Genomic DNA, 22,817 nt, shown 5'->3' with positions numbered 1-22,817 from the left:
TCAACCCCTTTCGGAGGTGGTGAGCCGCTCGACGGCGCGGCGCAGGGTCCGCACCGTGAGTTCCGCGGCGAGGTGGCGTTTGTAGTCGACAGTCCCGCGCTGATCCGCGACCGGGTCGCTCGCGGCGGCGGCGAGTTCGCCGGCCTCGCGGTAGAGGTCCTCGGACGGCGTCGCGCCGCGCAGCCGGTCGGAGATGCCGGCCAGGGCCTGCGGATCTGCCCGGACCGCGGTGAGGCCGACGCGGGCGTCGTCGATGGCGCCGTCGCTCATCCACACCGCGGCACCGGCGGCGGCGATCGCCCAGTCCCCCGTTCGTCGCTCGACCTTGGCGTAGGCGCTCGACCCACGTCCCCGTCGCGGCAGCCGGACCTCGACGAGCAGTTCGTTGGCGGCGGCGGTCGTCTCGTACGGGCCCAGGTGGAACTCGTCCATCGTCAGCGTCCGGCCGCCGCCCGGACCGCGCAGCACGACCGATGCGTCGAGGACCTGGCACACGGTGGACAGGTCCTCGGCCGGATCGGCCTGGCACAGCGACCCCCCGATCGTGCCGCGGTTGCGCACCACCGGGTCGGCGATAACCCGTTCGGCGTCCCGGAAGATCGGGAAGATCTCGGCGAGCGCCTCGGATTCGAGGAGTTCGCGGTGCCGCGCCAGCGCGCCGATCCGCACGACGTCGGGCTCGACGGTGATGTAGCCGAGTTCGCCGGCCAGGTCGTTGATGTCGATCAGACACTCGGGGGCGGCGAGCCGGAGTTTCATCATCGGCAGAAGGCTGTGCCCACCCGCGACGACCCGGGCTTCCTCGCCGCGTTCGTCCAGTAGAGCGATGGCGTGCTCGATGCCGGTGGCGCGCTCGTATTCGAAAGCCGAAGGTACTTGCATGTGGCATACCTCACATTTCAACTACCTACGGAGTGTATGCCCGCGCATGCCGGGCGACCGGCGGATTCGTCCCCCGATCGGGACAGGCGAGCCCACCGTCCCGGCAGCGCCGGGGCCTCGGTCCGGCCCGTACCGGCAAGCGGTTAAGATTTTGGCCGCGCCTCCGTAGCTCAGCTGGATAGAGCAAGAGCCTTCTAATCTCTAGGTCGCAGGTTCGAGTCCTGCCGGGGGCACCGTCAGCATCGGCGGCGTTCCCGGTCAGCCGCGCCCCCTATTGTCGCCGCGGCTGACCGGCGCCCGCGCGGCTGTGCCGGTCGTGGGCTGTGCGGTCACACCACGCGGGTGAGGCGTTCGGCGAGTTCCCAGAACTGCCGGGCCTGCGCGACGTCGTGGGACTGCGGGCTCGAGTCGATCTCGTGGTACTCGCCGTAGAACCGGCCGCCGATCCCGTCGAGCGACGGGTCGACCGCCATGAAGACCAGCGAATCGGTAGCCGCGTCGACGGACGTGGCGAAGGGCATGTGCGGCAATACGTGCGCCATGAACAGCCGCATCAGGCCGCGAGTGCTCGCGGCCGCGGTGGTGGGCACGAAACCGGGGCACACGGCGTTTGCGGTGATCGGACGCCCCTCGAGGCGGCGCTGGAGTTCGTAGGTGAACCACAGCACCGCCAGCTTCGAATTCTTGTATGCCCGGTCGGGGTTGTAACCGTGTTCGAGCTGGACGTCGGCGAAGTCGAAATCCACCGGCGCGCCGCGAGATCCGGGCAGGTGCAACCGCGAGGCGACGGTGACGATACGCGCCGACGGGCTGCGCGCGAGTGCGGGCATGAGCAGTTCGGTGAGCAGGAACGGGGCCAGGACGTTGACGGCGAGGGTCTCTTCGTACCCGTCGACGGTGAGCCGGCGTTCCTTGCTCGTCTGCAGGATGCCGGCGACGTGCAGCAGCACGTCGATCGGTTCGCCGCGCTCGGCTTCCGCGACGGCGAAGGACCGGACCTGTTGCAGGGAGGACAGCTCGACCCAGCGCGGCTCGACCCGCGCGTCGGGATTCGTGCGCTGTATCGCGTCGGTGGCGTCCTCCGCAGCGGCCCGGGTACGCGCGGTGAGCAGGACGTTATGCCCTCGGGCGGCGAGCTTCCCGGCCGTGACCCGGCCGAGCCCCCGCCCGCCCCCGGTGATCAGCACGGTCTTGCTCACTTGCCCGCGTCCTCCGTTCCGCTCCTGGGCGTCCCCGTGGACGACCGGCCGGCCGCGGGCACCTGCTCACGGAGCCGGGCGAGGATCGGGCGCTGCCCCTTCACGAGCTTGACGTCCGCGACTGCGAGCGGGAACCAGCGAGCGTCGTCCACCTCGGGGAAGCTCTGCACCTTTCCGGACCGCGGCGGCCACTCCAGGTCGAAGGTGTTGCTGCCGACGAAGGCGAGATCCGCGGCGGTCTCGGCGGCGTAGACGGTGACGATCTTCCCGGAGGGCTGCTTGAACCGGCCGAGCATCTCGTAGTCCACCGCGGGCGCGGTCATCCCGCATTCCTCCTCGAACTCCCGTAGCGCCACGGCGAACGGATCCTCGTCGTCGCCGTACACACCCTTGGGAATCGACCAGGCCGCCTCGTCCTTGCCGGTCCAGTACGGGCCACCCGGATGCACGATCCACACCTCGAGCACACCGGCACCGTCGATCCGGTACAGCAGAATCCCGGCGCTCATGACAGCCATCGATCCACCCTTCCGGCACCGGCCTGTGCGCCCGCACCCACACGGTAGTTCTTCCGGGCAGACTGAGACCCGGCAACCGTGCCCCGAACCGGAAGGACCCAGCCGTGACCGATACGACCGGCGATCATCCCGTCACCGCCCGCGCGAACGGACCCGGCGTCGTGCTCGACCTGCCGGAAGGCCTCGGTGTCGCTCTCGACATCGCGCAGGCCCGCGCGCTGCTGGACCAGCTGCAGGCGGCGATCGAGGAGGCCGAGCAGCTGGAGGTCTGACTCCGGACAGCGGTGCCGGTTCGCGCGTACGCCTGCGCGGCGGGTGTCCGCCGGTGATCATCGAGGGGCGGGTTCCGGCGATCGAAACGGGCCTGCCCGTCGGCGAGCACATCGTAGAATCGGGAAAACTCCTGTGGGCCTGTTCCGCAACGGCGCCGAGGGACAGACTGCCATGTACTCACCATCCGAGCCGGGCCGATGACGCGGCCCCCGGTCGAATCGCGCCCCCACGACCGCCGGCTGTCGGAGATCCCGGATGCGTTGGCATCCCGGCACCAGGCGACCGCCATGCTGCGCACCCGTCGCTACGCCGTGTTCCTGGACTTCGACGGCACCCTCGCCCACCTCGTGGACGATCCCGGTGCGGCCACCCTCGTCGACGGCGCGTCGGACGAACTCGCCCGGCTCGCCCGATACTGCCCGGTCGGCGTGATCAGCGGCCGCGATGTGGCCGACCTGCAGGCACGGGTCGGCGTGCCCGGCCTCTGGTACGCGGGTAACCACGGCTTCGAGCTCGTGGGTCCGGACGGCACGTACCACCGGCACGAGGCCGCCGATCGTGCGGTGCCCGACCTCGGGCGGATCGCCGTCGCCCTCCGGGACCGCCTGGCCGACGTGCCCGGCGTTCTGGTGGAACCCAAGCGTTTCGCCGTCGCCGTTCATCACCGCCACGTCGCCGCGGACCGGATGGGCGAGGTCCTTGCGGCGGTGCGCGATGCGGCCGGCCGGGACGGCGCGCTCCGCGTCACGCACGGACGCGATGTCACCGAACTGCGCCCCGACGTCGAGTGGGACAAGGGCCGGGCGGTGGCCTGGGTACTCGAGCACGTCCGCGGCGCAGGCGACCCCATGCCGGTCTACATCGGCGACGACCTCGCCGGTGAAGATGCGTTCGGGGCCCTGCCGTCGACCGGGATCGGCGTCGTCGTGCGACACCCGGGGGAGGGTGATCGGCGGTCGACGGCCCAGTTCGCGGTCGACGGTCCGGACCGGGTGCGCGAGATCCTGCAGCGGCTGGCGGATCTGCTCGGCAGCGATCCGGGGATCGCGCCGCCCCCGGACGACGCGTGGACGATGTTCTTCGACGGTTACGACCCGTCCACCGAGAAGCTGCGCGAGGCCCTCTGCACCGTCGGCAACGGCTACTTCGCCACCCGTGGCTGCGCTCCGGAATCCCGGGCCGACGGCGTGCACTACCCCGGCACCTATGTGGCCGGGATCTTCAACCGTCTCGACGACGAGGTATCGGGGAGCATCGTCGACCACGAGAGTCTGGTGAACCTGCCGAACTGGCTACCGGTGACCTTCCGCGTCGACGGCGGGCAGTGGTTCGACCTCGACTCGGCCGAACTGCTCGACTACCACCAGTACCTCGATCTGCGCCGCGCCGTCCTCACCCGGCGGCTGCGTTTCCGCGACGCCGCGGGCCGCACCACCTCGGTGCGGCAGCGCCGGTTCGTCGCCATGAACGTCCCGCACGCCTGTGCCCTCGAGACGACGATCGTGGCCGAGGACTGGTCGGGCCGGGTCGAGATCCGTTCCCTGCTGGACGGCACGGTCCGGAATTCCCTCGTCGAGCGCTACCGCGACCTGGCCGACGAGCACCTCGAACCGCTGCAGACCACCTCTCTGTCGGCTGATTCGGTGCTGCTGGCGGTGCAGACCAACCAGTCGCGGATACCGGTGGCGATGGCGGCCCGGAACACGGTGTGGTGCGGCGGGGAGCCGGTCGCTGGCGAGTGCCGGTTGCTCGGCGGCGACGGCCGGATCGGACACGAGATCGTCGTCGACGTCGAGCCGGACCGGCCCGTGACGCTCGAGAAGATCGTGACGGTGTTCACCGGGCGCGACCCGGCGGTGTCCGAACCGGCCGACGAAGCCGCCCGCTGGCTCCCCCGGCTGGGCCGGTTCGACGAACTGCTCGACGGCCACGTACTCGCCTGGGGATATCTGTGGGATCACCTGGGCATCGACTACGAGGGTCCGGGTCACGGCCACGCCCTGCGCGTCGTCCGGTTCCATCTTCTGCATCTGCTGCAGACGGTCTCGGCGAACACCACCGACCTCGACGTGGGCGTGCCGGCCCGGGGGCTGCACGGTGAGGCGTACCGCGGACACGTCTTCTGGGACGAGTTGTTCGTGTTCCCGGTGCTCAACCTGCGGCTGCCCGCGCTGACCCGGTCGCTGCTGCGCTACCGCTACCGTCGCCTGCGGGAGGCGCGCCGGATGGCACGCGAGGCCGGTCACCGGGGTGCGATGTTCCCGTGGCAGTCGGGCAGCGACGGCCGGGAGGAGAGCCCGCAGCTCCACCTCAATCCCAGATCCGGACGGTGGAACCCGGATCCGAGCCGGCGCCAGCACCACATCGGCATCGCGATCGCCTACAACGTGTGGCAGTACTACCAGGTCACCGGCGACCTGGAGTTCCTGATCGAGTACGGCGCCGAGATGCTCGTCGAGATCGCCCGCTTCTACGCCGATCTCGCCTCCTACGACGAGGATCGCGGCCGGTACAGCATCCGGGGAGTCATCGGCCCCGACGAGTTCCATTCCGGCTACCCCGACGCACCGTACGACGGGATCGACAACAACGCGTACACCAATGTCATGTCGGTCTGGGTGATCCTGCGGGCCCTCGAGACACTCGAACTGCTCCCGCTGCAGATCCGCTCGTATCTGACCCAGGCGCTGGGGCTGCACGCGCAGGAGACGACACGCTGGGAAGACATCACGCACAAGATGTTCGTCCCGTTCCACGACCGTGTCCTCAGCCAGTTCGAGGGGTACGAAGAGCTGGCCGAGCTGGACTGGGACGGCTACCGGCGGCGCTACGGCGACATCCAGCGACTCGACCGGATCCTCGAGGCCGAAGGCGACGACGTCAACCGCTACCGGGCGTCGAAGCAGGCCGACGTGCTGATGCTGTTCTATCTGCTGTCCTCCGACGAACTGCAGGAACTGCTGGGACGGCTCGGCTACCGGTTCCCGACCGAGGACATCCCGCGGACCATCGACTACTACATGGCGCGAACCTCGCACGGCTCCACCCTGAGCGGGGTGGTCCATTCCTGGGTGCTGGCCCGAGCCCACCGGGACGAGGCCGTGGACTACTTCTACCAGGCACTGAAGTCCGATATCGCCGACATCCAGGGCGGCACCACCATGGAAGGCATCCATCTCGCCGCCATGGCCGGCAGCGTCGACTTCCTGCAGCGGTGCGTGCCCGGCCTCGAGACCAGAGGTGGCCGGCTCCTGTTCTCCCCGCAGTGGCCCGAGCCGCTGGGCGCCCTGGAGTTCCCCATCTTCTATCGGGGCTACCGACTTCGCCTGCGCATCAAGGGCAGAGAGGTACAGGTGAGCGCGGGCCCCGGGAACCAGGCGCCGATCGAGATCGAATGCCGCGGACGCGTCGCTCACCTGCATCCGGGAGGCACGGTTCGCCTGAGCTAGTGCGACGACGGACCGTCCTGCGGCGCGCGACTGCGAACGTCGATTGCCACAATTCCCGCGTGCAGGTCGAGGGTCATCCGTTCGGTTTCCCCGGTGGCCGTGTCCGACCGCGCCATCTGCTTGGAACGGCCCTCGTCGATCACGTGCCGGTGCGAGGGCGAGAACAGTGTCTGCATCTCCCCGAACACGCCCGCGGCACCGCCCCCGTCCAGCGGAGGTCGCCTCTTGCGCCAGTAGACCCAGCCTCGCCGCTCCGCCCACAACCCGAGCTGATCGAGCAGCAGCACCGCGGCGACGAGCGCGACTGCACCTGCCAGCAGATACACGACTCTCCTCCTGGTGCGGCGGACGACATGTCCGAGGATAGGACGCCGAGTCCCGTCGGCGCCGACCTCTCGGGACCAACGGCCCTGGAACGAGCACGGTTCCGCGGTTCACGATGAGAACGAGCCGGCTCCCGCGGGCCGGGACGGGGAGGATGGACCGTGGATTCTGCTGCCTCGTATGTCCGGAAGCAGGCCGTCGTCACCGGCCTGGTCAACGTCGTCGTCAATCCGCTGCTGGCCTGGGCGGGCAAACGCGGCACATCGTTCGTGCCGCTGTGGTCGGCGGATGGGATCGTCGTCGACATCGCGCTGACCGCGATCATCCTCTCGGTGCTCGTCGCCTGGTTCTCCGCCGCCGGGGTACGCCGGGCGCTGCGCACAGGACTCGACGCGGTCGACGGTCCGCAGCCCGGTCGGTGGCTGGCACGGTTGCCATCCGGTGCGTCCGCTCTCGGCTTGTCGCTCGGGGTGGCCGCCGCCGTCGTCTCCGTGGTCGCGATCTGGTTGCTGCACCTCCTCGGTGTGTCCGGGCTGTCGACGGGGTGGTTCCTGGTGCTGAAGGCCGTCTACGGCGGTGTCCTCGGCTACCTCGTCGCTCGCTGGGTGATGGTCCGGCAACTGTCGGCGAACCGCGCAGCGCAGATCGCCGGGAGCACCGATGCCGCACGGTGAACCTCCGGCAACCGAACGGCAGCTGCCGGTCTTCGAACAGCGGGTCGTACGCGCGCGGGTGGTCGACGCCCCGGCCCCGGACACCTTCGCCGCGATCCGGCGCGTCGACTTCATGCGGTCCCCGGTGATCGCCGCCCCCAATCTGGCCCGGCTCGCCGTCGACGCCCTGCGCACACCACGGCGCCGGGAGGTGCGGGCGCACCGCTCGGTCCGCCTTGCGGACCTGATCGGTCCGCAGGGCGGTTTCGAGGTCATCGCCGAGGAACCGGGGCGCGAACTCGTGCTCGGCTTCGTCGGCCGATGGTGGGAGCCGGACTACGGCCGCGTCGACTGGGATCCCGGGGCGCCCCTGTCGAGCATCTCGGTTCCCGAATGCGGAATCGGCACATGGAGTTTCACCGTCCTACCGTACGACGCGCGGACCTGCGTCCTGCTCACCGAGATCCGGGTGCACGGCACCGACGAACGCGCCCGCAGACTCTTCCGCCGATACTGGACGGCGGTCGGACCGTTCGTGCGGGCCATGGCCCGGCCGATTCTGTCGATGATCGCGGCCGAGGCTCGGCGCCGACCGGAAGTCCCCGCGCAGACATCGCACCGGCGGAACCGGGTGTGAGCCGCCGCAACCGGCCGCCCGCGCCGGTCAGACCGAGTCGTCCGGCCGTTCGGCCTCGGGGGCGAGGGTGAAGTAGTTCTCCTCTTCCTGCACGAAGTGCAGCCGCAGCAGCGCGTGCAGCCCGTACAGGCAGGCGAGCAGGTCGTCGCACTGGTCCGGGCTCAGCCCGCCGGCGGCGTCGGCCTGCGCCAGATGTGTACGCATGCGGCGGCTGAGGCGGTCGATCTCCGCGTGCATCCGGCTCATCGTCGCGGTCGCCTCCCCGCTACCGAGCGGGACCGCGAGCGCCGGGTACAGCTCGGTGTCCTCGGCCCGTTCGTGCGGCAGCAGCGTGTCGAACAGGAACGTGTCGGTGCGGCGCAGCGCGGTGTGAGCGGCGGGCAGATCACCGGAGGCGAGCAGCTGGGCGGTGTCGCGCAGGAGCGACAGGTCGTCGCGCAGGACGTCGTGTTCGGCCGAGAACCGGTGCAGCATCGCCTCGGTGTCGTCGGGCAGCGCCAGCTCCCGGTCCCGGTCGCCGCGTAGGGCGCGCAGCGCGTTGAGGATGACCGCGACATCGATGCCCTCCTGCAGCAGCGCACCCACCGCGGGGGGCAGGTATCCGAACGCGGCGAATCCCATGGCGACCAGCGACAGGCTCATGCCGACGACCGCGCTCTGCACGGCGATGCGCCGGGAGCGGCGGGCGATCTCCATGGCGTCGGCGAGCCGGTCGAGCCGGTCGGTGGTGAGCACGATGTCCGCCGCCTCCGAGCTCGCCGTGGATCCGCGGGCACCCATCGCGACTCCGACGGTCGCCGCGGCGAGGGCCGGTGCGTCGTTGACGCCGTCGCCGACCATCACCGTGACCGCCGCCTCCCGCTCGGCACGGACGCCGTTCACCTTGTCGGCCGGGGTCTGCTCGGCGTACACGCCGTCGAGGCCGAGGACGGAACCGATCTCCTCGGCCGGTTCGCGACGGTCGCCGGTGAGCATGACCAGGCGGTCCAGGCCGGCCGCGCGCAGCCGCCGCAGGGTGCGCGCGGCGTCGCGGCGCAGGGGGTCCACGAGCAGCAGGGCGCCCGCCAGATCGCCGTCCACGGTGACCCAGGCGACGACCGCGCCGTCGAGGGCGGCGCGGCTGAGCACCGCCCGCGCCCAGCCCGGCGCGTCGTCGGGCAGGACCAAGCTGCCGACGGTGACGCGGCGGCCGTCGACGGTCGCGGCCACGCCGGTACCGGCCTCCTCGGCGACGTCGGTGGGCAGCGACAGGGGCAGCCCGCGCATCTTCGCCTCCTGCACGATCGCCTCGGCGAGCACGTGCGGGGACAGCTGATCGGCGGACGCCGCCAGGCGCAGCACCTCGGTGCCGTCGCCGCCGGGTGCGGTGACGATGTCGGTGCCGGCGGGCCGGCCACTGGTGAGCGTTCCCGTCTTGTCCATCACCAGGGTGGTCGCGTGCCCGAGGTTCTCGAGTGCGCCGCCACTGCGGATCACCACCCCCAGACGCGAAGCGCGGGAGAGACCGGAGACGATCGCGACGGGCGCGGCGAGCAGAAGTGGGCACGGGGTCGCCACCACCAGCACGGCGACGGCGCGGGTGGCCGAGCCGCTGATCAGCCACGCGAGCCCCGCCACCGTCAGCGACAGCGGCAGGAACCACGCGGCGACCCGGTCGGCGATCCGCACCACCGGCGCGCTCTCGGCGGCGGCCTCGCGGGCCAGACGCACGATCCCGGCGTAGGTACTGTCCTCGGCGGTGGCGCGGGCGTGGAGTTCGAAGGCGCCGCCGGCGGCGACGACGCCGCTGCGCACGGCCTCCCCGGTGCGACGCTGCACGTGCATCGGCTCGCCGGTGAGGACCGACTCGTCGAGCACCGCCAGCTCGGAGGTGACCCAGCCGTCGACCGGCACCACCTCGCCCGGTCCGACGACCAGGGTGTCTCCGGGCACCACGTCGCCGAGCGGCACGACCTCTACCTCGTCGCCGACGCGGCGACGGGCGGTGTGCGGCGCGTGCTCGAGCAGGGCGCGCAAGTCCTTGGTGGCGCGACGTTCCGCGGCAGCGTCGAGGGCCTGCCCGGACGCGAGCATCACGCCGATGAGCGCCCCGGCGACGTATTCGCCGACGAGCAGGGTGCCGACCAGGGACAGCACCGCGATCAGGTCCACCCCGACGCGCCCGCGCCGCAGCGCGTCGATCACCCACCAGACGGCGGGCAGGATCGCGACGACGGTGCCGGCGATCCAGCACGCGTCGGCGACGTCGTCCGCATCGAACAGCGTGGCGACGATGCCGGCCACCAGCGCGGTGAGGGTCACGGCGAGGAAGATCGGCTCGACCCACGTGCGCACCCGCTCCCGCCACGGAGCCTCGAGGGCCGGCGTGACAGTCATGACGCCCCCCTACCTCGTCTCGGTTCGGGTCGGACTGCTCCGCATCGACGTTACCGGCACGGTCCAGCCGAGGCGGTCGGGCATTGGACACTCGTCCTGGTGGCACACGGAAACCTGTTCGACTACAACGGATTCATACCTCGAGGCGTGAGGTGAAATCACCGAAGTACCGAAAGGTTACATAGTGGACACCGACGATTCGATTCGCGAGCCGGCCACCTCCGATTCGCTCCGATTGCCCACCGTCGGCCCCGACGCTGTCCCACTGGGAATATCGTCCGCGGAGGCCGCCCTCGCGACGTCCCGATGGCGCTCGAATCTGGGGGGCGCGCTCGGCGCCGCGGTCTCGACGGGTGCCGCTGCGGTGATGGTGACTGCGGTCGCTCTGACCGGTACCGCGACGACCGTGTCCCGAGTGATGAACTTCGTCGGTATCTGACCCCCAGGCTTCGCCGGCAGGAAACGGGGTCGTCAGATCCCGCGTCCCGGGTTGAGAATCCCGGTCGGGTCGAACGCCGCCTTGATGCGGTGCATGAGGGCACGTTCGACGGTGCCGACCTGCGTTTCCAGGTACGGCTGCTTGAGCACCCCGATGCCGTGCTCTCCGCTGATCGACCCGCCGAGCGCCAGGCATTCGGCGACCATCTCGTCGAACGCCTGCCGGGCGCGTCGCGCGACGGACTCGTCGGCGGCGTCGAACACGATGGTGGGGTGCAGGTTCCCGTCCGCCGCGTGCCCGAACGTGCCGATGAGCAGGTCGTGCCGCGCGGCGATCGTCTCGACGGCCGCGAGCATCTCGGGCAGCCGGGGCACGGGGACAGCCAGGTCGTCGAGGAGGGTGCTGCCGCACCGCTCGAGCGCGGTGAGCGCCACCCGCCGAGCAGCCATGAACTCCTCCCCCTCGACCGGGTCGGCGGTGTCGTACACCTCCGTCGCGCCCGCCGCGGTGCAGGCCAGTGCGCACACCTCGGCTTCGGCGGCGGCGTCGCGCCCGTCGCACTGGACGAGCAGCAGCGCGCCGGCCGTCTGGTCGAGCCCCATGTGCGTCATGTCCTCGACGGCGGCGATGGTGGTCCGGTCCATCAGCTCGACGAGGCACGGTTCGGCCTGCTCGCGGATCGCCAGGACCGCGGCGACGGCCTGCGCGGTGTCCGGGAAGCTCGCGACCACCGTGGCCGCCGCGGTTGCGGCGGCGCGCAGCCGCACCGTGGCCTCGACGATGACGGCGAGGGTGCCCTCGGAGCCGACGAGCAGTTGCGTGAGGTTCAGTCCCGCCACGTTCTTCCGGGTGGTGGCACCGGTGTGGATGATCTGCCCGTCGGCGAGCACCGCCTTGATGCGGGCGACATGGTCGGCCGTGACGCCGTACTTCGCGCAGCAGGTGCCGCCGGCGTTGGTGGCGAGGTTGCCGCCGATGGTGGAGACGGCGCGGCTGCCGGGGTCCGGCACGTACCACAGCCCCTGCTCCGCCGCCGCCGCGGCGAGATCACCGTTGATCACCCCGGGTTGCACTGTAGCCGTGCGTGATTCAGGGTCGATCTCGAGGATGGCGTTCATCTTCTCGACGCTGAGCACGATGCCGCCGTCGAGGGCGTTGGCCGCGCCCGCGAGACCGGTGCCCGCACCGCGGGTGACGACGGGAATGCCGTGCCGGTGCGCGACGGTCAGGGTGGCGACGACGTCGTCGGTGTCCCGCGCCCGCACCAGGGCGAGCGGCATTCCGGCGGGCGTGAGCAGCGACTGGTCGCGCCGGTAGGCAAGCATCCGGTCCGGGTCGGTGACGACGGCGTCGCCGAGAATGTCGACGAGTGCGGCAACGGCCGGCTCGGTGTCGGGGACAGAAGTTACGGCGCCGGGGTTCACGGAACCATCCAATCGAGAACGGGGGTGGACTGCAGATAGATGACGACGGTGAGGAACACGAGCAACCCGAGGCTCCAGCCGATCAGGCGGCGCAGGACGACGCCCTCCGCCCCGGCCAGGCCGACTGCGGCGACCGCGACCGAGAGGTTCTGCGGCGAGAGCATCTTGCCGAGCACCCCCGCGGACGAGTTGGCCGACGCCATGAGCACCGGGTCGAGACCGGCCTGCTGCGCCGCAGTCGCCTGCATGACACCGAACAGCGAGTTCGACGACGTGTCGGAGCCGGTGACGGCCACGCCGATCCAGCCGATCAACGGCGAGACCAGGGCGAACACACCGCCCGCGGACGCGAGTGCCATGCCGAGGCCGGCGGTCTGACCGGACAGGTTCATCACGAAGGCCAGCGCGAGCACCGAGGTGACGGTGACGACGGTCCAGCGCAGCTGCACGAGCGTGTCGACGTAGGCGCGGACGGCGCGGCGCACCCCGATCCCGTACATCGCGGCCGTGAGGGCTCCGGCGAGCAGCAGCAGGGTGCCGGTGGCCTTCAGGTGGTCGAGCTTGAACGTCTGCGCGGCCAGCGGTGTGCCGTCGACATCGACGATGTCGAGGCCGGGCCAGCGGAACGACACGGTGCCGATCTCGCCGAGCCACGCCTTGACGACCGGGATCTGAGCCGCGGTGAAGATCGCGATGATCGTCAGGTACGGGGCGAGGGCCAGCAGGGTGCGCCGGGTCCGGCTGTATCCGTCGAAACGCGACGGCGGGGCGGCGATGCCGACACCCGTTCCGGCGCCGACCGGTGCGGCGAGGGCGGAGTCGGGCGTGGCGACCAGGCGCTCGCCCGGCTGCCACACCTTCAGCATGCCCAGTACCGCGCCGACCGTGACGATCGCGGCGACGACGTCGGTGAGTTCGACGGTGAGGTAGTTAGCGGTGACGAACTGGGCGAGGCCGAAGGTCAGTCCCGCGACGACCGCGACGGGCCAGGTCTGCCGAACTCCGCGGCGTCCGTCGACGAGGAACACCATGACCATCGGCACGACGGCCGCGACGAAGGGTGTCTGCCGGCCGGCCATCGCGGACAGGTCGTCGAGCGGCAGGCCGGTGACCCCGGCGAGCGCGAGGATGGGGGCGCCCATCGCGCCGAAGGCCACCGGAGCAGTGTTCGCCAGCAGGGACGTGCACGCGGCCTTCAGCGGTGCCATGCCCGCAGCCAGGAGCATCGCCGCGGAGATCGCGACGGGTGCGCCGAATCCGGCGAGCGACTCGAGCAGCGCGCCGAAGCAGAAGGCGATGAGGATGGCCAGGATGCGCTGGTCGTCGGAGACGGACCGGACGACCCGGCCGAGCTCCTCGAACCAGCCGGTGACCACCGTGAGCCGGTAGACGAAGAGGGCGTTGATCAGGATCCACAGGATCGGGAACAGGCCGTAGAAGGCGCCCTCGGCGGTGGCGGCAGCCGCCTGGCCGAGCGGCATACCCCACCCGGCGACGGCCACGAGCACGGCGAGCGCCAGGCCGACGAGAGCCGCACGATGCGCTTTCCACCGGAAGACGCCGAGCATGACGAACATCGCGGCCAGCGGAATCGCCGCGACCACGGCCGACCAGGCGAGGGAACCGCCGATCGGGTCGAGTGTCTGTTGGTACATAACGCCCTCTCGTTGTGATGCCTGTCACCGATCGGGAGAAATTGTCAGACAAGTACACATACCTGTCAAGGGTGCATGTGCGGCGTCGTGCGAGAATGCAGGTGTTCGTGCAGGTCCGTGCGGGTGCGCGGAGAGCCGGAAGGAGCGGAGCGTTGGCCGGACGCGTCGAAGCCCTGTCGATCGTCGACGCCCTCGCCCTCGAGCTCCGCCGGCGGGTCTTCGCCGGTGAGCTGACACACGAGGATGCGCTCACCGAGGCCGAGGTGTCCCGCGCCTACGAAGTCGCCAGGCCGACCGCCAAGGCGGCCATCGAGAAGCTCGTGGGCGAGGGCCTGCTGCAGCGCAGTGCCCACAAGACCGCCCGCGTGCCCCACCTGGGTCCCGAGGACGTACGCGACATCTACCGCACCCGCGCCCACCTGGAATCCGTGGTGCTGCGGGCGCTGGCCGAGACCCGCACGGCGCCGCCGGCGGCGGCGGCTGCCAATGCCGAGATCGCCGCCATGACCGAGGCGGACCCACTCACCGTCGTCGAACCCGACATGCGCTTCCACACCGCCCTGGTGGACGCACTGGGCAGCCCGCGCACCAGCCGCATGTTCGGCTCGCTCGTTTCCGAGGTCCGGCTGTGCATGGTGCAGGTCCAGGGCAAGCAGCTGCTCACCACCGCGAGCATCGCCGCCGAACACCAGCAGATCCTCGACGCCGTCCTGGCCGGCGACGGCGAGGCGGCCGTCGAGGCGATCACCCGCCACCTCGGGCGCGCCCGGGAACGCCTCGTCGCCGCGCTCGGCGGCAACCCGGGTCCGGAAGCCACCCTCCCGGAACCGGCGTAGCCGCCTCCCTGCCGCACCGGGCAGACGCCGCGTGCGTGGGGGGTGGTCGCCACCCCTCGACGGGACGTCTCGTGCCTGCGCCTAGAATCAACGTGTTAACGCCATGTAACAGTCTCCTCACAGTCAGGTAGGTGAGCGTGTCGACCGCGGACCGCATTGCAGAGATCTACGAACAGGTGAAGGCGCGTAACGCCGGTGAACCCGAGTTCCATCAGGCAGCCGCCGAGGTGTTCGAGTCCCTGCACGTCGTTCTCGAGCGCCACCCCCGGTACTTCGAGTCCGGACTCATCGAGCGACTCACCGAACCCGAGCGGCAGATCATCTTCCGGGTGCCGTGGACCGACGACCAGGGCAATGTGCACGTCAACCGCGGCTTCCGGGTGCAGTACAACAGCGTGCTCGGCCCGTACAAGGGCGGCCTGCGCTTCCACCCGAGCGTCAACCTCGGCATCGTGAAGTTCCTCGGGTTCGAGCAGATCTTCAAGAACGCCCTCACCGGCCTGCCCATCGGCGGAGGCAAGGGCGGCTCGGACTTCGACCCCAAGGGACGGTCGGAGCAGGAGATCATGCGCTTCTGCCAGTCCTTCATGACCGAGCTGCACCGTCACGTCGGCGAGTACACCGACGTCCCGGCCGGCGACATCGGTGTCGGTGGACGCGAGATCGGCTACCTGTTCGGCCAGTACAAGCGCCTGACCAACTCCTACGAGTCGGGCGTGCTCACCGGCAAGGGCCTGACCTGGGGCGGTTCGCAGGTGCGCAAGGAGGCGACCGGCTACGGCGTCGCCTACTTCGTGGCGGAGATGGCCAAGTCCGTCAACTCCTCGCTCGAGGGCCGCAAGGTCGTCGTGTCCGGGTCGGGCAACGTGGCGATCTACGCGATCCAGAAGGTGCACCAGCTCGGCGGCATCGCCATCGCCTGCTCCGACTCCTCCGGCTACATCGTCGACCAGAACGGCATCGACCTCGAGCTGCTCAAGGACATCAAGGAAGTCCGTCGCGCCCGCATCAGCGAGTACGTCGACGAGCGTCCCGACGCGCAGTACTTCCCCGGTGGTTCGATCTGGGACGTGCCGTGCGACGTCGCGATCCCCTGCGCCACCCAGAACGAGCTGGACGAGACCGCCGCGAAGACCCTGGTGAACAACGGCGTGCGCGTCGTCGCCGAGGGCGCGAACATGCCCACCACCCCCGGTGGCATCGCGGTGTTCCGCGAGGCGGGCGTCGCCTTCGCCCCGGGCAAGGCCGCCAACGCCGGTGGCGTGGCGACCTCCGCCCTCGAGATGCAGCAGAACGCCTCCCGCGACTCGTGGCACTTCGACTACACCGACGAGCGCCTCGCCGGCATCATGCGCGACATCCACCAGAACTGCGTGGACACCGCCGCCGAGTACGGCAAGCCCGGCGACTACGTCCACGGCGCCAACATCGCCGGCTTCGTGAAGGTGGCCGACGCGATGTTCGCGCTCGGCGTCATCTGATCCGAACCCACGCCGACGGCGAGGGGCGGGCACCCGGATTCCGGTGCCCGCCCCTCGCCGTGTCTGCGTTCTCGGATCGGCTACCTACACCTGCCCGCCGGACGGCTCGGACGACGACGGACCCGCGCTGCGCTCGTCGTCGGCTCCGGCCTTGCGGGCGGCTTCGCGCATCTCGATGCCGTCGCTGATCCAGTCCCCGATCTCCCGGGTGACCTCGCGGACCGCACCGGTGATGATGCCCGCGATGTTGCCGACGTGCGTCGCCGCGGACTCGGTCAGTTCCTGAAGCGTGTCCTTGTTGCGTTCGAACCTACCCACCATGGCGGTACCCCCTTCAGGCGCTGTCGTGGGCGAGGGTACCCGCGACCGGAACGCTGCGCTCGATGAGCACCGACGTCGTGGGTTCCTCCGTGACCCAGCTCGGCGGCAGGGCAAGCTTCACGATCTTGCGCCACACCGAGCCGACCTGGGCGAGCAGACCGCCGGTGTTGTAGGGCAGGCCGTGCCGCTCGCACAGCTCCCGCACCTGGGGTGCCAGTTCCGGGTACCGGTGCGCCGGCAGGTCCGGGAACAGGTGGTGCTCGATCTGGTGCGAGAGGTTGCCGGACATGATGTGGAACAACGGGGTGCCGGTGATGTTCGCGCTGCCGAGCAACTGGCGCACATACCACTCGCCGCGGGTCTCGTGCGCGGTCTCCTCCTCGGTGAAGGACTGCACCCCCGACGGGAAGTGCCCGCAGAAGATGATGGAGAAGGCCCACACGTTGCGGACGAGGTTGGCGGCAGCGTTGCCGAGCAGCGTCGGCACGAACATCGGCCCGGACAGCAGCGGGAAGGCGACATAGTCCTTGATCACCTGGCCCCGCACCTTGCGCCACCAGCCCCGGGCGAGCGGGATCACGTCGCGCCAGCTGCGTTTACCGGCGACCACGTTCTCGACCTCGGCGTCGTGCAGCATCACGCCCCACTCGAACAACAGCATCAGCGCCGTCGCGTAGACGGGATTGCCGAGGTAGTACGGGTGCCAGCGCTGCGCCGGGTCCATCCGCAGGATGCCGTAGCCGACGTCGCGGTCCATGCCGAGGATGTTGGTGTAGGTGTGGTGCAGGAAGTTGTGCGAGTGCCGCCACTGGTCGGCGGGACATACGGTGTCCCACTCGAAGTTGCGGGAGTTCAGTTCCGGTTCCCGCATCCAGTCGTACTGGCCGTGCATCACATTGTGGCCGATCTCCATGTTGTCGAGGATCTTCGACACGCTCAGGGCGGCCACCCCCGCCACCCAGGCCGGCGGCAGGAATCCCACGAACAGCAGTGCGCGACCGGCGATCTCGAAGCGGCGCTGCGTCCCGACGATGCGGTAGATGTACTCACGGTCGGCCGTGCCGAGCGAGGCGACGGTGCGTTCGCGCAACGCGTCGAGTTCACGGCCGATCTCCTCGACCTGCTCGCGGCGCAGCACGACCGGTGACGGGTCGGGTTCGCGACGGCCGGCCAGGAAGGCGGGAAGGGGAAGGGACAAACCGAACATGCTGTCCTCCAGGTGTTTTCGTTTGGGTCAGAGGTCGAAGGCCGCGTCGCCGAGGGGGACGTTGACGCAGATCTGCACCTCGGCGCCGGGCTCGTCGTCGGTCTCGCCGGTGCGCACGTCGCGGGTGCAGCCGGACAACCGGGTCACCGTGCAGGAGTGGCAGATTCCCATGCGGCAGCCGTGCTCGGGGGTGAGTCCGGCCGCCTCGGCCTGTTCGAGGGCGGTGACGCCGCTGTTGTCGGCGTGGATCCCGGAGGCGGCGAAGGTCACGGTGCCGGTCGCGTCGTCGTCGCGGACCACGACGGGCGGGGTGAACTGCTCGGTGTGCAGCAGATGCGCGGCGTCGCCGTAGACGGCCCGCACGCCGTCGACGAGGCCGACTGGGCCACAGACGTAGGCGGGCGCGCCGGCGAACCAGGGTGCGACCCGCTCGAGATGGCCCTGCTCGAAGTGACCCCGCACGGCACCGTCCGCCACCCGGGTGTAGGCGAAGGTCACGTCGATGCCGGGGTGGGTGCCGGCCAGGGATTCGATGGACTCGCGGTGCGGCACGTGCGCGGCAGTGGGCGCGTAGTGCAGGAAGGCGACGGTCCCGGAGTAACCCTCGTCGGCGAGGGTGCGCAGCATCGACAGCACCGGAGTGATGCCACTGCCGCCGCTGACGAGCACGAGCCGTTCCGGTCGCTGCGCCGGCAGGCAGAATTCGCCCGCGGCGGCCGTGAGATCGACGACGTCGCCCGCGGCGGCGTGCTCGCGCAGGTGCCGTGAGACGACACCGTCCGGCCGCACTCCGACGGTGAGCTGGATGTGCCCGTCGGCGCGATGCTGGGAACTCACCGGCGAGTAGGTGCGGCTGTGCCGCACGCCGTCCACCACCACACCGAGTTGCAGGTGCTGGCCGGCCCGGAATTCGAGGGGCCGGGCCGGACGCAACTCGAGCGTCACCGACCCGGGGACGGTTCGGTCAACGTGCGTGATCCGGGCCCGGGTGCGCTGCACAGCCAGGAGAGGATCGGCCAGTTCGAGGTACCGGTCCGGGTGATGCGGCGCGGAGAGCACCCGCAGCGCCTCGAGCATGACTTTTCGTCCGATGTCCGGCCCCGCGGCGCGTCGGGCGCGGTGAAGCAGTGTCATGGCGTCGCTCCTCTCGAGCGAGAATCCAATTTCAGTGTACAAACGTGCACTGAACTCAGTGTGACAGGGCGGCCCGGTCCGCTGTCAACGTCGATGTGGCCGCCGTCACCCCCATCCTCGGCCGCCGGTTCACCGCACTGCCTAGACTCGGATCCGTGTCCGCAGCCCCCGTTCCCGAACCCGCGACGCGGGCTGCGCGCAAGGAGCGCACCCGCCAGGCCCTGCTCGACGCGGCGCTCGAACTCTCGGCCGATCGCAGCTTCGCCACGGTGAGCCTGCGCGAGGTGGCCCGGCGGGCCGGAATCGTGCCGACGGCGTTCTACCGTCACTTCGACTCGATGGAAGAACTCGGTGTCGCGCTCGCCGCCGACACCATGCGCATGCTCCGCCGGCTGCTGCGCGAGGCCCGGCGCACGCGCAGCCCGTCCTCGGCGCGGACATCGCTCGAGACCCTGGTGCGGCAGGTCCGCGCCCACGAACAGGCGTTTCGTTTCCTCGCCCGCGAACGCCACGGCGGCCAGCCGGCCGTCGCGCGCACCGTCACCGTCGAATTGCGGCTGATCACCAGCGAACTGTCCGTCGACCTCTCCCGCATGCCCGGCATGGCGGAGTGGGATGTCGACGACCTCGAGATGGCGGCCGACCTCCTGGTCACCGCCATGCTCGAGGTGGTGCTCGAACTGCTCGACGCGGACCGGCCCGGCGGACCGGCGGAAGCCGAGGTCCTGGCGCGCGCGGAGAAGCAGATGCGGCTCATCGTCCTCGGCATGGGGGCCTGGAAACCTACCCACCGCTGACGACAGGCCGTACGGTGGGCGCCATGCTCGAGACCACTCGCGTCACCCTCGGAGACCTCACCTTCGACGCCCACACCGCCGGGCCCGTCGACGGCACGCCGGTCGTGCTGCTGCACGGCTTCCCGGAGACCGCCCGCAGCTGGGAGTCCGTCGCCCCACGGCTCGCGGAGGCGGGACTGCGGGTACTCGTGCCCGACCAGCGGGGATACTCCCCCGGCGCCCGCCCGGACGGCGTGGCCGCCTACACCATCGACCTGCTGGTCGGCGACGTCATCGGACTGCTCGACGCGACCGGGCTCGACCGGGTGCACCTGGTGGGGCACGACTGGGGGGCGGCCGTGGCCTGGCAGGTCGCGGCGCGCCACCCCGACCGCATCAGCACCCTGACCGCGGTGTCGGTGCCGCACCTCGCGGCCTACGGCTGGGCGCTGCGCGAGGATGCCGATCAGCAGGCCCGCGCCGCCTACATCAAGCTGCTCCGGCAGGAGGGAAAGGCCGAGCACGTCCTGCTCGAGGACGATGCTCGTCGGCTGCGCGCGATGTACGGCGACCGGGTCAGCCGCGAGTCGATCGACGAGTACGTGCGCGTGCTGTCCGAGCCCGGCGCCCTGACTGCCGCGCTCAACTGGTACCGCGCGATGACCCGCGAATTCTCCGAACTCGCGCCGGTGCGAGTACCCACCACCTACGTGTGGAGCACAGCCGATTCGGCACTCGGCCGGGCGGGCGCCGAGCGCTGCGGCGAGTTCGTCGACGCGCCGTACGAATTCGTCGTTCTCGACGACGTCAGCCACTGGATTCCGGAGGAGGCACCGGACGCGCTGGCGAAGACGATCCTCGCCCGGATCGACGACCGGCCGTGAGCGGATGTCGGCAGGAGGGGCCGTGACCGCGACAGCGCACCGCCGGATCGGCGTGGTCGCGGCCGCCGCCCTCTCCGTGCTGGCCGCCACGGCCTGTACCGGCACCGGGCCGTCGGCCGGGTCCGGGGCCGAGTCCGATCCCGCCCCCGCCTACAGTTCCTATGTGGCCCTGGGGGATTCGTTCACCGCAGGCCCGATGATTCCGCCCCAGGTGGACCCCGCGTGCGCGCGCTCGGGCAGCAACTATCCCCACGCCGTGGCCGAGACGCTCGGCGTCGACGACTTCCGCGACGTGTCGTGCAGTTCGGCGACGACAGCGAATCTGGCCGGACCCCAGGTCGTTTCGTCGGGCGCCACCGTCGCCGCGCAGTACGAGGCGCTCACCCCGGACACCGAGCTGGTCACCGTCGGGATCGGTGGCAACGACATCGGTCTGGTCGCCCTGGCCGGGTCGTGTCTCGCGCTCGACCGCTCGTCCGGGAGGGCCGCGGCACCGGCCGGGCCCCTGTGCGCGACCGCGAACGTCCGCGGCGGCGTCGATCTCGTGGATCGCGCGATCGACGACTTCGCCCCGACCTACGGCGCGATCGTGCGCGAGATCCACGACCGTGCCCCACGGGCGCGCATCCTGCTGGTCGGCTACCCGACCGGGATCCGGGACGGCGGCTGCTATCCCGACCAGCCGATCCTGCCGGACGACGCGACGTATCTGCAGGCGAAGATCGACCGGCTCAATGCCGTGATGCAGCAGCAGGCCGACGCGGCGGGTGTCGACTACGTCGACCTGCGCGAGTCCACGGTGGGGCACGATGCGTGCCAGCCGGCAGCGCAACGCTGGACCGAGGGCCTGTTCCCGTCCCAGCCGGCGGCCCCGCTGCACCCCAACGCGGACGGCCATCGCAACGCCGCCGAGCAGGTGCTGGTCACGATCGCGGACTAATTGGATTTCCTCCCGTGGAAACGATCCCATATTGAGATCTGTTGTCGTCCTGCGTGAAACTGTGACCCTTGGGTCGGGTCTCGAGGACGACGCCGCCGTCAGAGAGGCGGCGTACGGGGTCCGGCAGCGGCAACGCATGGAGGAGACGAGCGAGGCGGGATAGTTGCACTCGGCGAATCCGGCGGCGGGAGCATCGAAGACGCGGACCGGTGGAGATAGCGGTGGTCAGGTCTCGCATGCCGAGCAGTGAGTTCGGTGAGAAGGCACCATCGTGAGCGGAACGCTGACTCGACGGGTCAGGCGAAAGTCAGCCTGTCGTGCGATGAGCGACATCGGTGATCGAGTTGTGAGGCCGGGTGGACCACGCTCCGGGCACGGTGTGGAGTGAGGCCACAGCACGTGCTGTGTCGATGAAGTCGCGTACGGCCTTCGACGCGACGTCCGTCCGCCAGGCGATGGACAGCGCTGTGGGCGGAATGTCGGTCACCGGCACGAAGGCCAGGCTCGGTCTGCTGTAGAAGCGTTGCGTCGATGCTTGCGAGAATGCAACGCCGCGCTCGGCGAGGATCGCTTCGAAACATTCGTCGACGGTGGCCACGTCTGCGCCGACCCGGACGGGTTCGCCTTGTCGTGATTCTGTGGCCAGCCAGTAGTTACGCCAGTTCTCGGGTGCTTTGCGTGCGACGAAGAACTCGTTGGTGACCTGTTGGACGCTTACCTCGGGCAACTGGGCGAGCGGGTGATTGGCTGACACGACCATCACACGGGGTTCGACGAACAGGGTTTCCATGCCCAGCCAGTCCTGCATCAGCAGCGGGGGCCGGACGAAGGCTACATCGGAGGATCCGTCGGCCAACCCGACATATGGGTCGGAGAAATCGTGCGAATGCATCTGGACCTGCATGTCCGGATACAGCGACTGGAACGTGCTGAGGATGTGGGGTGTGAGCTCGGCAGCTGCGTTGCCTTGGAAGCCGATGACCAATTTGCGGGTACTGATACCGTGGGCGGCCTCGCGGGTGAGGTTGATTGCTCGTTCGGCGTTCGCCAGTAGCCGGCGGCTTTCGTCGAGCAGGATCTGGCCGGCGGGGGTCAGTTCGACGTGTCTGCTGCTGCGCAGTAGTAGCACTGCGCCGAGGTTCTGCTCGAGCTTGCGGATCTGCACGCTCAGTGAGGGTTGAGCGATGTGCAGGCGAGCGGCTGCGCGCCCGAAGTGCAGCTCTTCGGCAACTGCCACGAAATAGGACAGAAGTCGCAGGTCGAGCTGGGGGTACATGTTACCGAGGTTAGACAACGCCTCCGGAGGAGACCAGTAGTCGTTGCCTATCGATCCGGGCTGGATAGGTATTGGACGCACCCGGCAGCTACGGGGTGTGATGGCTGTCATGGCCGACGCGGCATCCGGGAGT

The 22,817-nt window shown here is 70.1% G+C and carries 21 protein-coding genes and 1 tRNA gene; 11 read left to right on the top strand and 11 right to left on the bottom strand.

The features are described 5' to 3' along the window. Positions 1-882, bottom strand: a complete 882-nt coding sequence (locus AC2IPW_RS09590; protein WP_371383350.1) for an FAD binding domain-containing protein — start codon at positions 880-882, stop codon at positions 1-3. A 159-nt stretch (positions 883-1,041) separates the two neighbouring features. On the opposite strand from AC2IPW_RS09590, the gene AC2IPW_RS09585 reads away from it, so the two are divergent. Then, positions 1,042-1,115: transfer RNA gene (locus AC2IPW_RS09585), tRNA-Arg, on the top strand. A gap of 96 nt (positions 1,116-1,211) precedes the next feature. Here AC2IPW_RS09585 and AC2IPW_RS09580 read toward each other — a convergent pair. Beyond that, on the bottom strand, positions 1,212-2,081 hold the full coding sequence (locus tag AC2IPW_RS09580; RefSeq protein WP_486376759.1) for an SDR family NAD(P)-dependent oxidoreductase: 870 nt from the start codon (positions 2,079-2,081) through the stop codon (positions 1,212-1,214). After that, positions 2,078-2,599 carry an NUDIX hydrolase gene (locus AC2IPW_RS09575; protein WP_486376758.1) on the bottom strand — a complete coding sequence of 174 codons (522 nt, stop codon included), beginning with the start codon at positions 2,597-2,599 and terminating at the stop codon, positions 2,078-2,080. The genes AC2IPW_RS09580 and AC2IPW_RS09575 overlap by 4 nt, the downstream gene beginning before the upstream one ends. Positions 2,600-2,703: 104 nt before the next feature. On the opposite strand from AC2IPW_RS09575, the gene AC2IPW_RS09570 reads away from it, so the two are divergent. After that, entirely contained in the window at positions 2,704-2,871 is a 168-nt protein-coding gene (locus AC2IPW_RS09570; RefSeq protein WP_017681093.1) for a hypothetical protein, read from the top strand. Between the two features lie 198 nt (positions 2,872-3,069). Then, complete coding sequence (otsB, locus tag AC2IPW_RS09565) at positions 3,070-6,321, top strand: trehalose-phosphatase (RefSeq protein ID WP_486376757.1); 3,252 nt, start codon at positions 3,070-3,072, stop codon at positions 6,319-6,321. Here the strand turns inward: otsB and AC2IPW_RS09560 are convergent. Continuing rightward, complete coding sequence (locus tag AC2IPW_RS09560) at positions 6,318-6,647, bottom strand: DUF6191 domain-containing protein (RefSeq protein ID WP_003936851.1); 330 nt, start codon at positions 6,645-6,647, stop codon at positions 6,318-6,320. The genes otsB and AC2IPW_RS09560 overlap by 4 nt on opposite strands. 159 nt (positions 6,648-6,806) lie before the next feature. Here AC2IPW_RS09560 and AC2IPW_RS09555 point away from each other — a divergent pair, with 159 nt between their 5' ends. Then, positions 6,807-7,319: a hypothetical protein gene (locus AC2IPW_RS09555; RefSeq protein ID WP_486376756.1), complete on the top strand. Its 513-nt coding sequence runs from the start codon at positions 6,807-6,809 to the stop codon at positions 7,317-7,319. Further along, on the top strand, positions 7,306-7,935 hold the full coding sequence (locus tag AC2IPW_RS09550; protein ID WP_486376755.1) for a hypothetical protein: 630 nt from the start codon (positions 7,306-7,308) through the stop codon (positions 7,933-7,935). Before AC2IPW_RS09555 ends, AC2IPW_RS09550 begins: the two co-directional genes overlap by 14 nt. A gap of 27 nt (positions 7,936-7,962) precedes the next feature. On the opposite strand, the gene AC2IPW_RS09545 is transcribed toward AC2IPW_RS09550, so the two are convergent. Beyond that, positions 7,963-10,311, bottom strand: a complete 2,349-nt coding sequence (locus tag AC2IPW_RS09545) for a heavy metal translocating P-type ATPase (RefSeq protein WP_486376754.1) — start codon at positions 10,309-10,311, stop codon at positions 7,963-7,965. A 184-nt stretch (positions 10,312-10,495) separates the two neighbouring features. Here AC2IPW_RS09545 and AC2IPW_RS09540 point away from each other — a divergent pair, with 184 nt between their 5' ends. Then, the gene (locus AC2IPW_RS09540) at positions 10,496-10,750 is read left to right on the top strand and encodes a hypothetical protein (RefSeq protein WP_416063316.1); all 255 of its coding nucleotides are present in this window, start codon (positions 10,496-10,498) and stop codon (positions 10,748-10,750) included. A gap of 32 nt (positions 10,751-10,782) precedes the next feature. Here AC2IPW_RS09540 and AC2IPW_RS09535 read toward each other — a convergent pair whose 3' ends face one another. Further along, positions 10,783-12,174 carry an FAD-binding oxidoreductase gene (locus tag AC2IPW_RS09535; protein WP_003936846.1) on the bottom strand — a complete coding sequence of 464 codons (1,392 nt, stop codon included), beginning with the start codon at positions 12,172-12,174 and terminating at the stop codon, positions 10,783-10,785. Then, on the bottom strand, positions 12,171-13,829 hold the full coding sequence (locus tag AC2IPW_RS09530) for an L-lactate permease (RefSeq protein ID WP_054373834.1): 1,659 nt from the start codon (positions 13,827-13,829) through the stop codon (positions 12,171-12,173). Before AC2IPW_RS09530 ends, AC2IPW_RS09535 begins: the two co-directional genes overlap by 4 nt. 152 nt (positions 13,830-13,981) lie before the next feature. Here AC2IPW_RS09530 and AC2IPW_RS09525 point away from each other — a divergent pair, with 152 nt between their 5' ends. Further along, entirely contained in the window at positions 13,982-14,665 is a 684-nt protein-coding gene (locus tag AC2IPW_RS09525) for a GntR family transcriptional regulator (RefSeq protein WP_003936844.1), read from the top strand. A gap of 137 nt (positions 14,666-14,802) precedes the next feature. After that, positions 14,803-16,146, top strand: a complete 1,344-nt coding sequence (gene gdhA / locus AC2IPW_RS09520) for an NADP-specific glutamate dehydrogenase (protein WP_003936843.1) — start codon at positions 14,803-14,805, stop codon at positions 16,144-16,146. Between the two features lie 84 nt (positions 16,147-16,230). Here the strand turns inward: gdhA and AC2IPW_RS09515 are convergent, their stop codons facing one another. From AC2IPW_RS09515 to AC2IPW_RS09505, 3 genes are read right to left on the bottom strand one after another with little or no spacing between them, the layout of a single operon-like run. Next, positions 16,231-16,467, bottom strand: coding sequence for a hypothetical protein (locus tag AC2IPW_RS09515; protein WP_003936842.1), 237 nt, complete (start codon positions 16,465-16,467; stop codon positions 16,231-16,233). Positions 16,468-16,480: 13 nt separating this feature from the next. Next, a complete protein-coding gene (locus tag AC2IPW_RS09510) occupies positions 16,481-17,674 on the bottom strand; it encodes a fatty acid desaturase family protein (RefSeq protein WP_486376753.1) in 1,194 nt (397 codons plus the stop codon). 27 nt (positions 17,675-17,701) lie between these two features. After that, a complete protein-coding gene (locus tag AC2IPW_RS09505) occupies positions 17,702-18,808 on the bottom strand; it encodes a ferredoxin reductase (RefSeq protein ID WP_486376752.1) in 1,107 nt (368 codons plus the stop codon). Between the two features lie 95 nt (positions 18,809-18,903). On the opposite strand from AC2IPW_RS09505, the gene AC2IPW_RS09500 reads away from it, so the two are divergent. The 3 genes from AC2IPW_RS09500 to AC2IPW_RS09490 are packed head-to-tail and all read left to right on the top strand — an operon-like array spanning position 18,904 to position 21,408. Further along, a complete protein-coding gene (locus AC2IPW_RS09500; RefSeq protein WP_486376751.1) occupies positions 18,904-19,605 on the top strand; it encodes a TetR family transcriptional regulator in 702 nt (233 codons plus the stop codon). 23 nt (positions 19,606-19,628) lie between these two features. Further along, positions 19,629-20,468 carry an alpha/beta fold hydrolase gene (locus AC2IPW_RS09495; protein ID WP_450121352.1) on the top strand — a complete coding sequence of 280 codons (840 nt, stop codon included), beginning with the start codon at positions 19,629-19,631 and terminating at the stop codon, positions 20,466-20,468. A gap of 22 nt (positions 20,469-20,490) precedes the next feature. Beyond that, complete coding sequence (locus AC2IPW_RS09490) at positions 20,491-21,408, top strand: SGNH/GDSL hydrolase family protein (RefSeq protein ID WP_416063312.1); 918 nt, start codon at positions 20,491-20,493, stop codon at positions 21,406-21,408. A gap of 307 nt (positions 21,409-21,715) precedes the next feature. Here AC2IPW_RS09490 and AC2IPW_RS09485 read toward each other — a convergent pair whose 3' ends face one another. Continuing rightward, positions 21,716-22,684: a LysR family transcriptional regulator gene (locus AC2IPW_RS09485; RefSeq protein ID WP_040782521.1), complete on the bottom strand. Its 969-nt coding sequence runs from the start codon at positions 22,682-22,684 to the stop codon at positions 21,716-21,718. Positions 22,685-22,817 lie beyond the last annotated feature (133 nt).

It is taken from the genome of Rhodococcus sp. NS-SX18, assembly GCF_057367935.1.
The sequence above is the reverse complement of the archived record's forward strand: the minus strand, read 5'-3'. Positions and strand labels throughout refer to the sequence as shown.

Bases quoted from the DNA above. Each gene is read 5' to 3' on its own strand.
- AC2IPW_RS09515 (WP_003936842.1), bottom strand. From the start codon at position 16,467: ATGGTGGGTAGGTTCGAACGCAACAAGGACACGCTTCAGGAACTGACC.
- AC2IPW_RS09550 (WP_486376755.1), top strand. From the start codon at position 7,306: ATGCCGCACGGTGAACCTCCGGCAACCGAACGGCAGCTGCCGGTCTTC.
- AC2IPW_RS09575 (WP_486376758.1), bottom strand. From the start codon at position 2,599: ATGGCTGTCATGAGCGCCGGGATTCTGCTGTACCGGATCGACGGTGCC.
- AC2IPW_RS09545 (WP_486376754.1), bottom strand. From the start codon at position 10,311: ATGACTGTCACGCCGGCCCTCGAGGCTCCGTGGCGGGAGCGGGTGCGC.
- AC2IPW_RS09495 (WP_450121352.1), top strand. From the start codon at position 19,629: ATGCTCGAGACCACTCGCGTCACCCTCGGAGACCTCACCTTCGACGCC.
- AC2IPW_RS09530 (WP_054373834.1), bottom strand. From the start codon at position 13,829: ATGTACCAACAGACACTCGACCCGATCGGCGGTTCCCTCGCCTGGTCG.
- AC2IPW_RS09510 (WP_486376753.1), bottom strand. From the start codon at position 17,674: ATGTTCGGTTTGTCCCTTCCCCTTCCCGCCTTCCTGGCCGGCCGTCGC.
- AC2IPW_RS09590 (WP_371383350.1), bottom strand. From the start codon at position 882: ATGCAAGTACCTTCGGCTTTCGAATACGAGCGCGCCACCGGCATCGAG.
- AC2IPW_RS09505 (WP_486376752.1), bottom strand. From the start codon at position 18,808: ATGACACTGCTTCACCGCGCCCGACGCGCCGCGGGGCCGGACATCGGA.
- otsB (WP_486376757.1), top strand. From the start codon at position 3,070: ATGACGCGGCCCCCGGTCGAATCGCGCCCCCACGACCGCCGGCTGTCG.
- AC2IPW_RS09485 (WP_040782521.1), bottom strand. From the start codon at position 22,684: ATGTACCCCCAGCTCGACCTGCGACTTCTGTCCTATTTCGTGGCAGTT.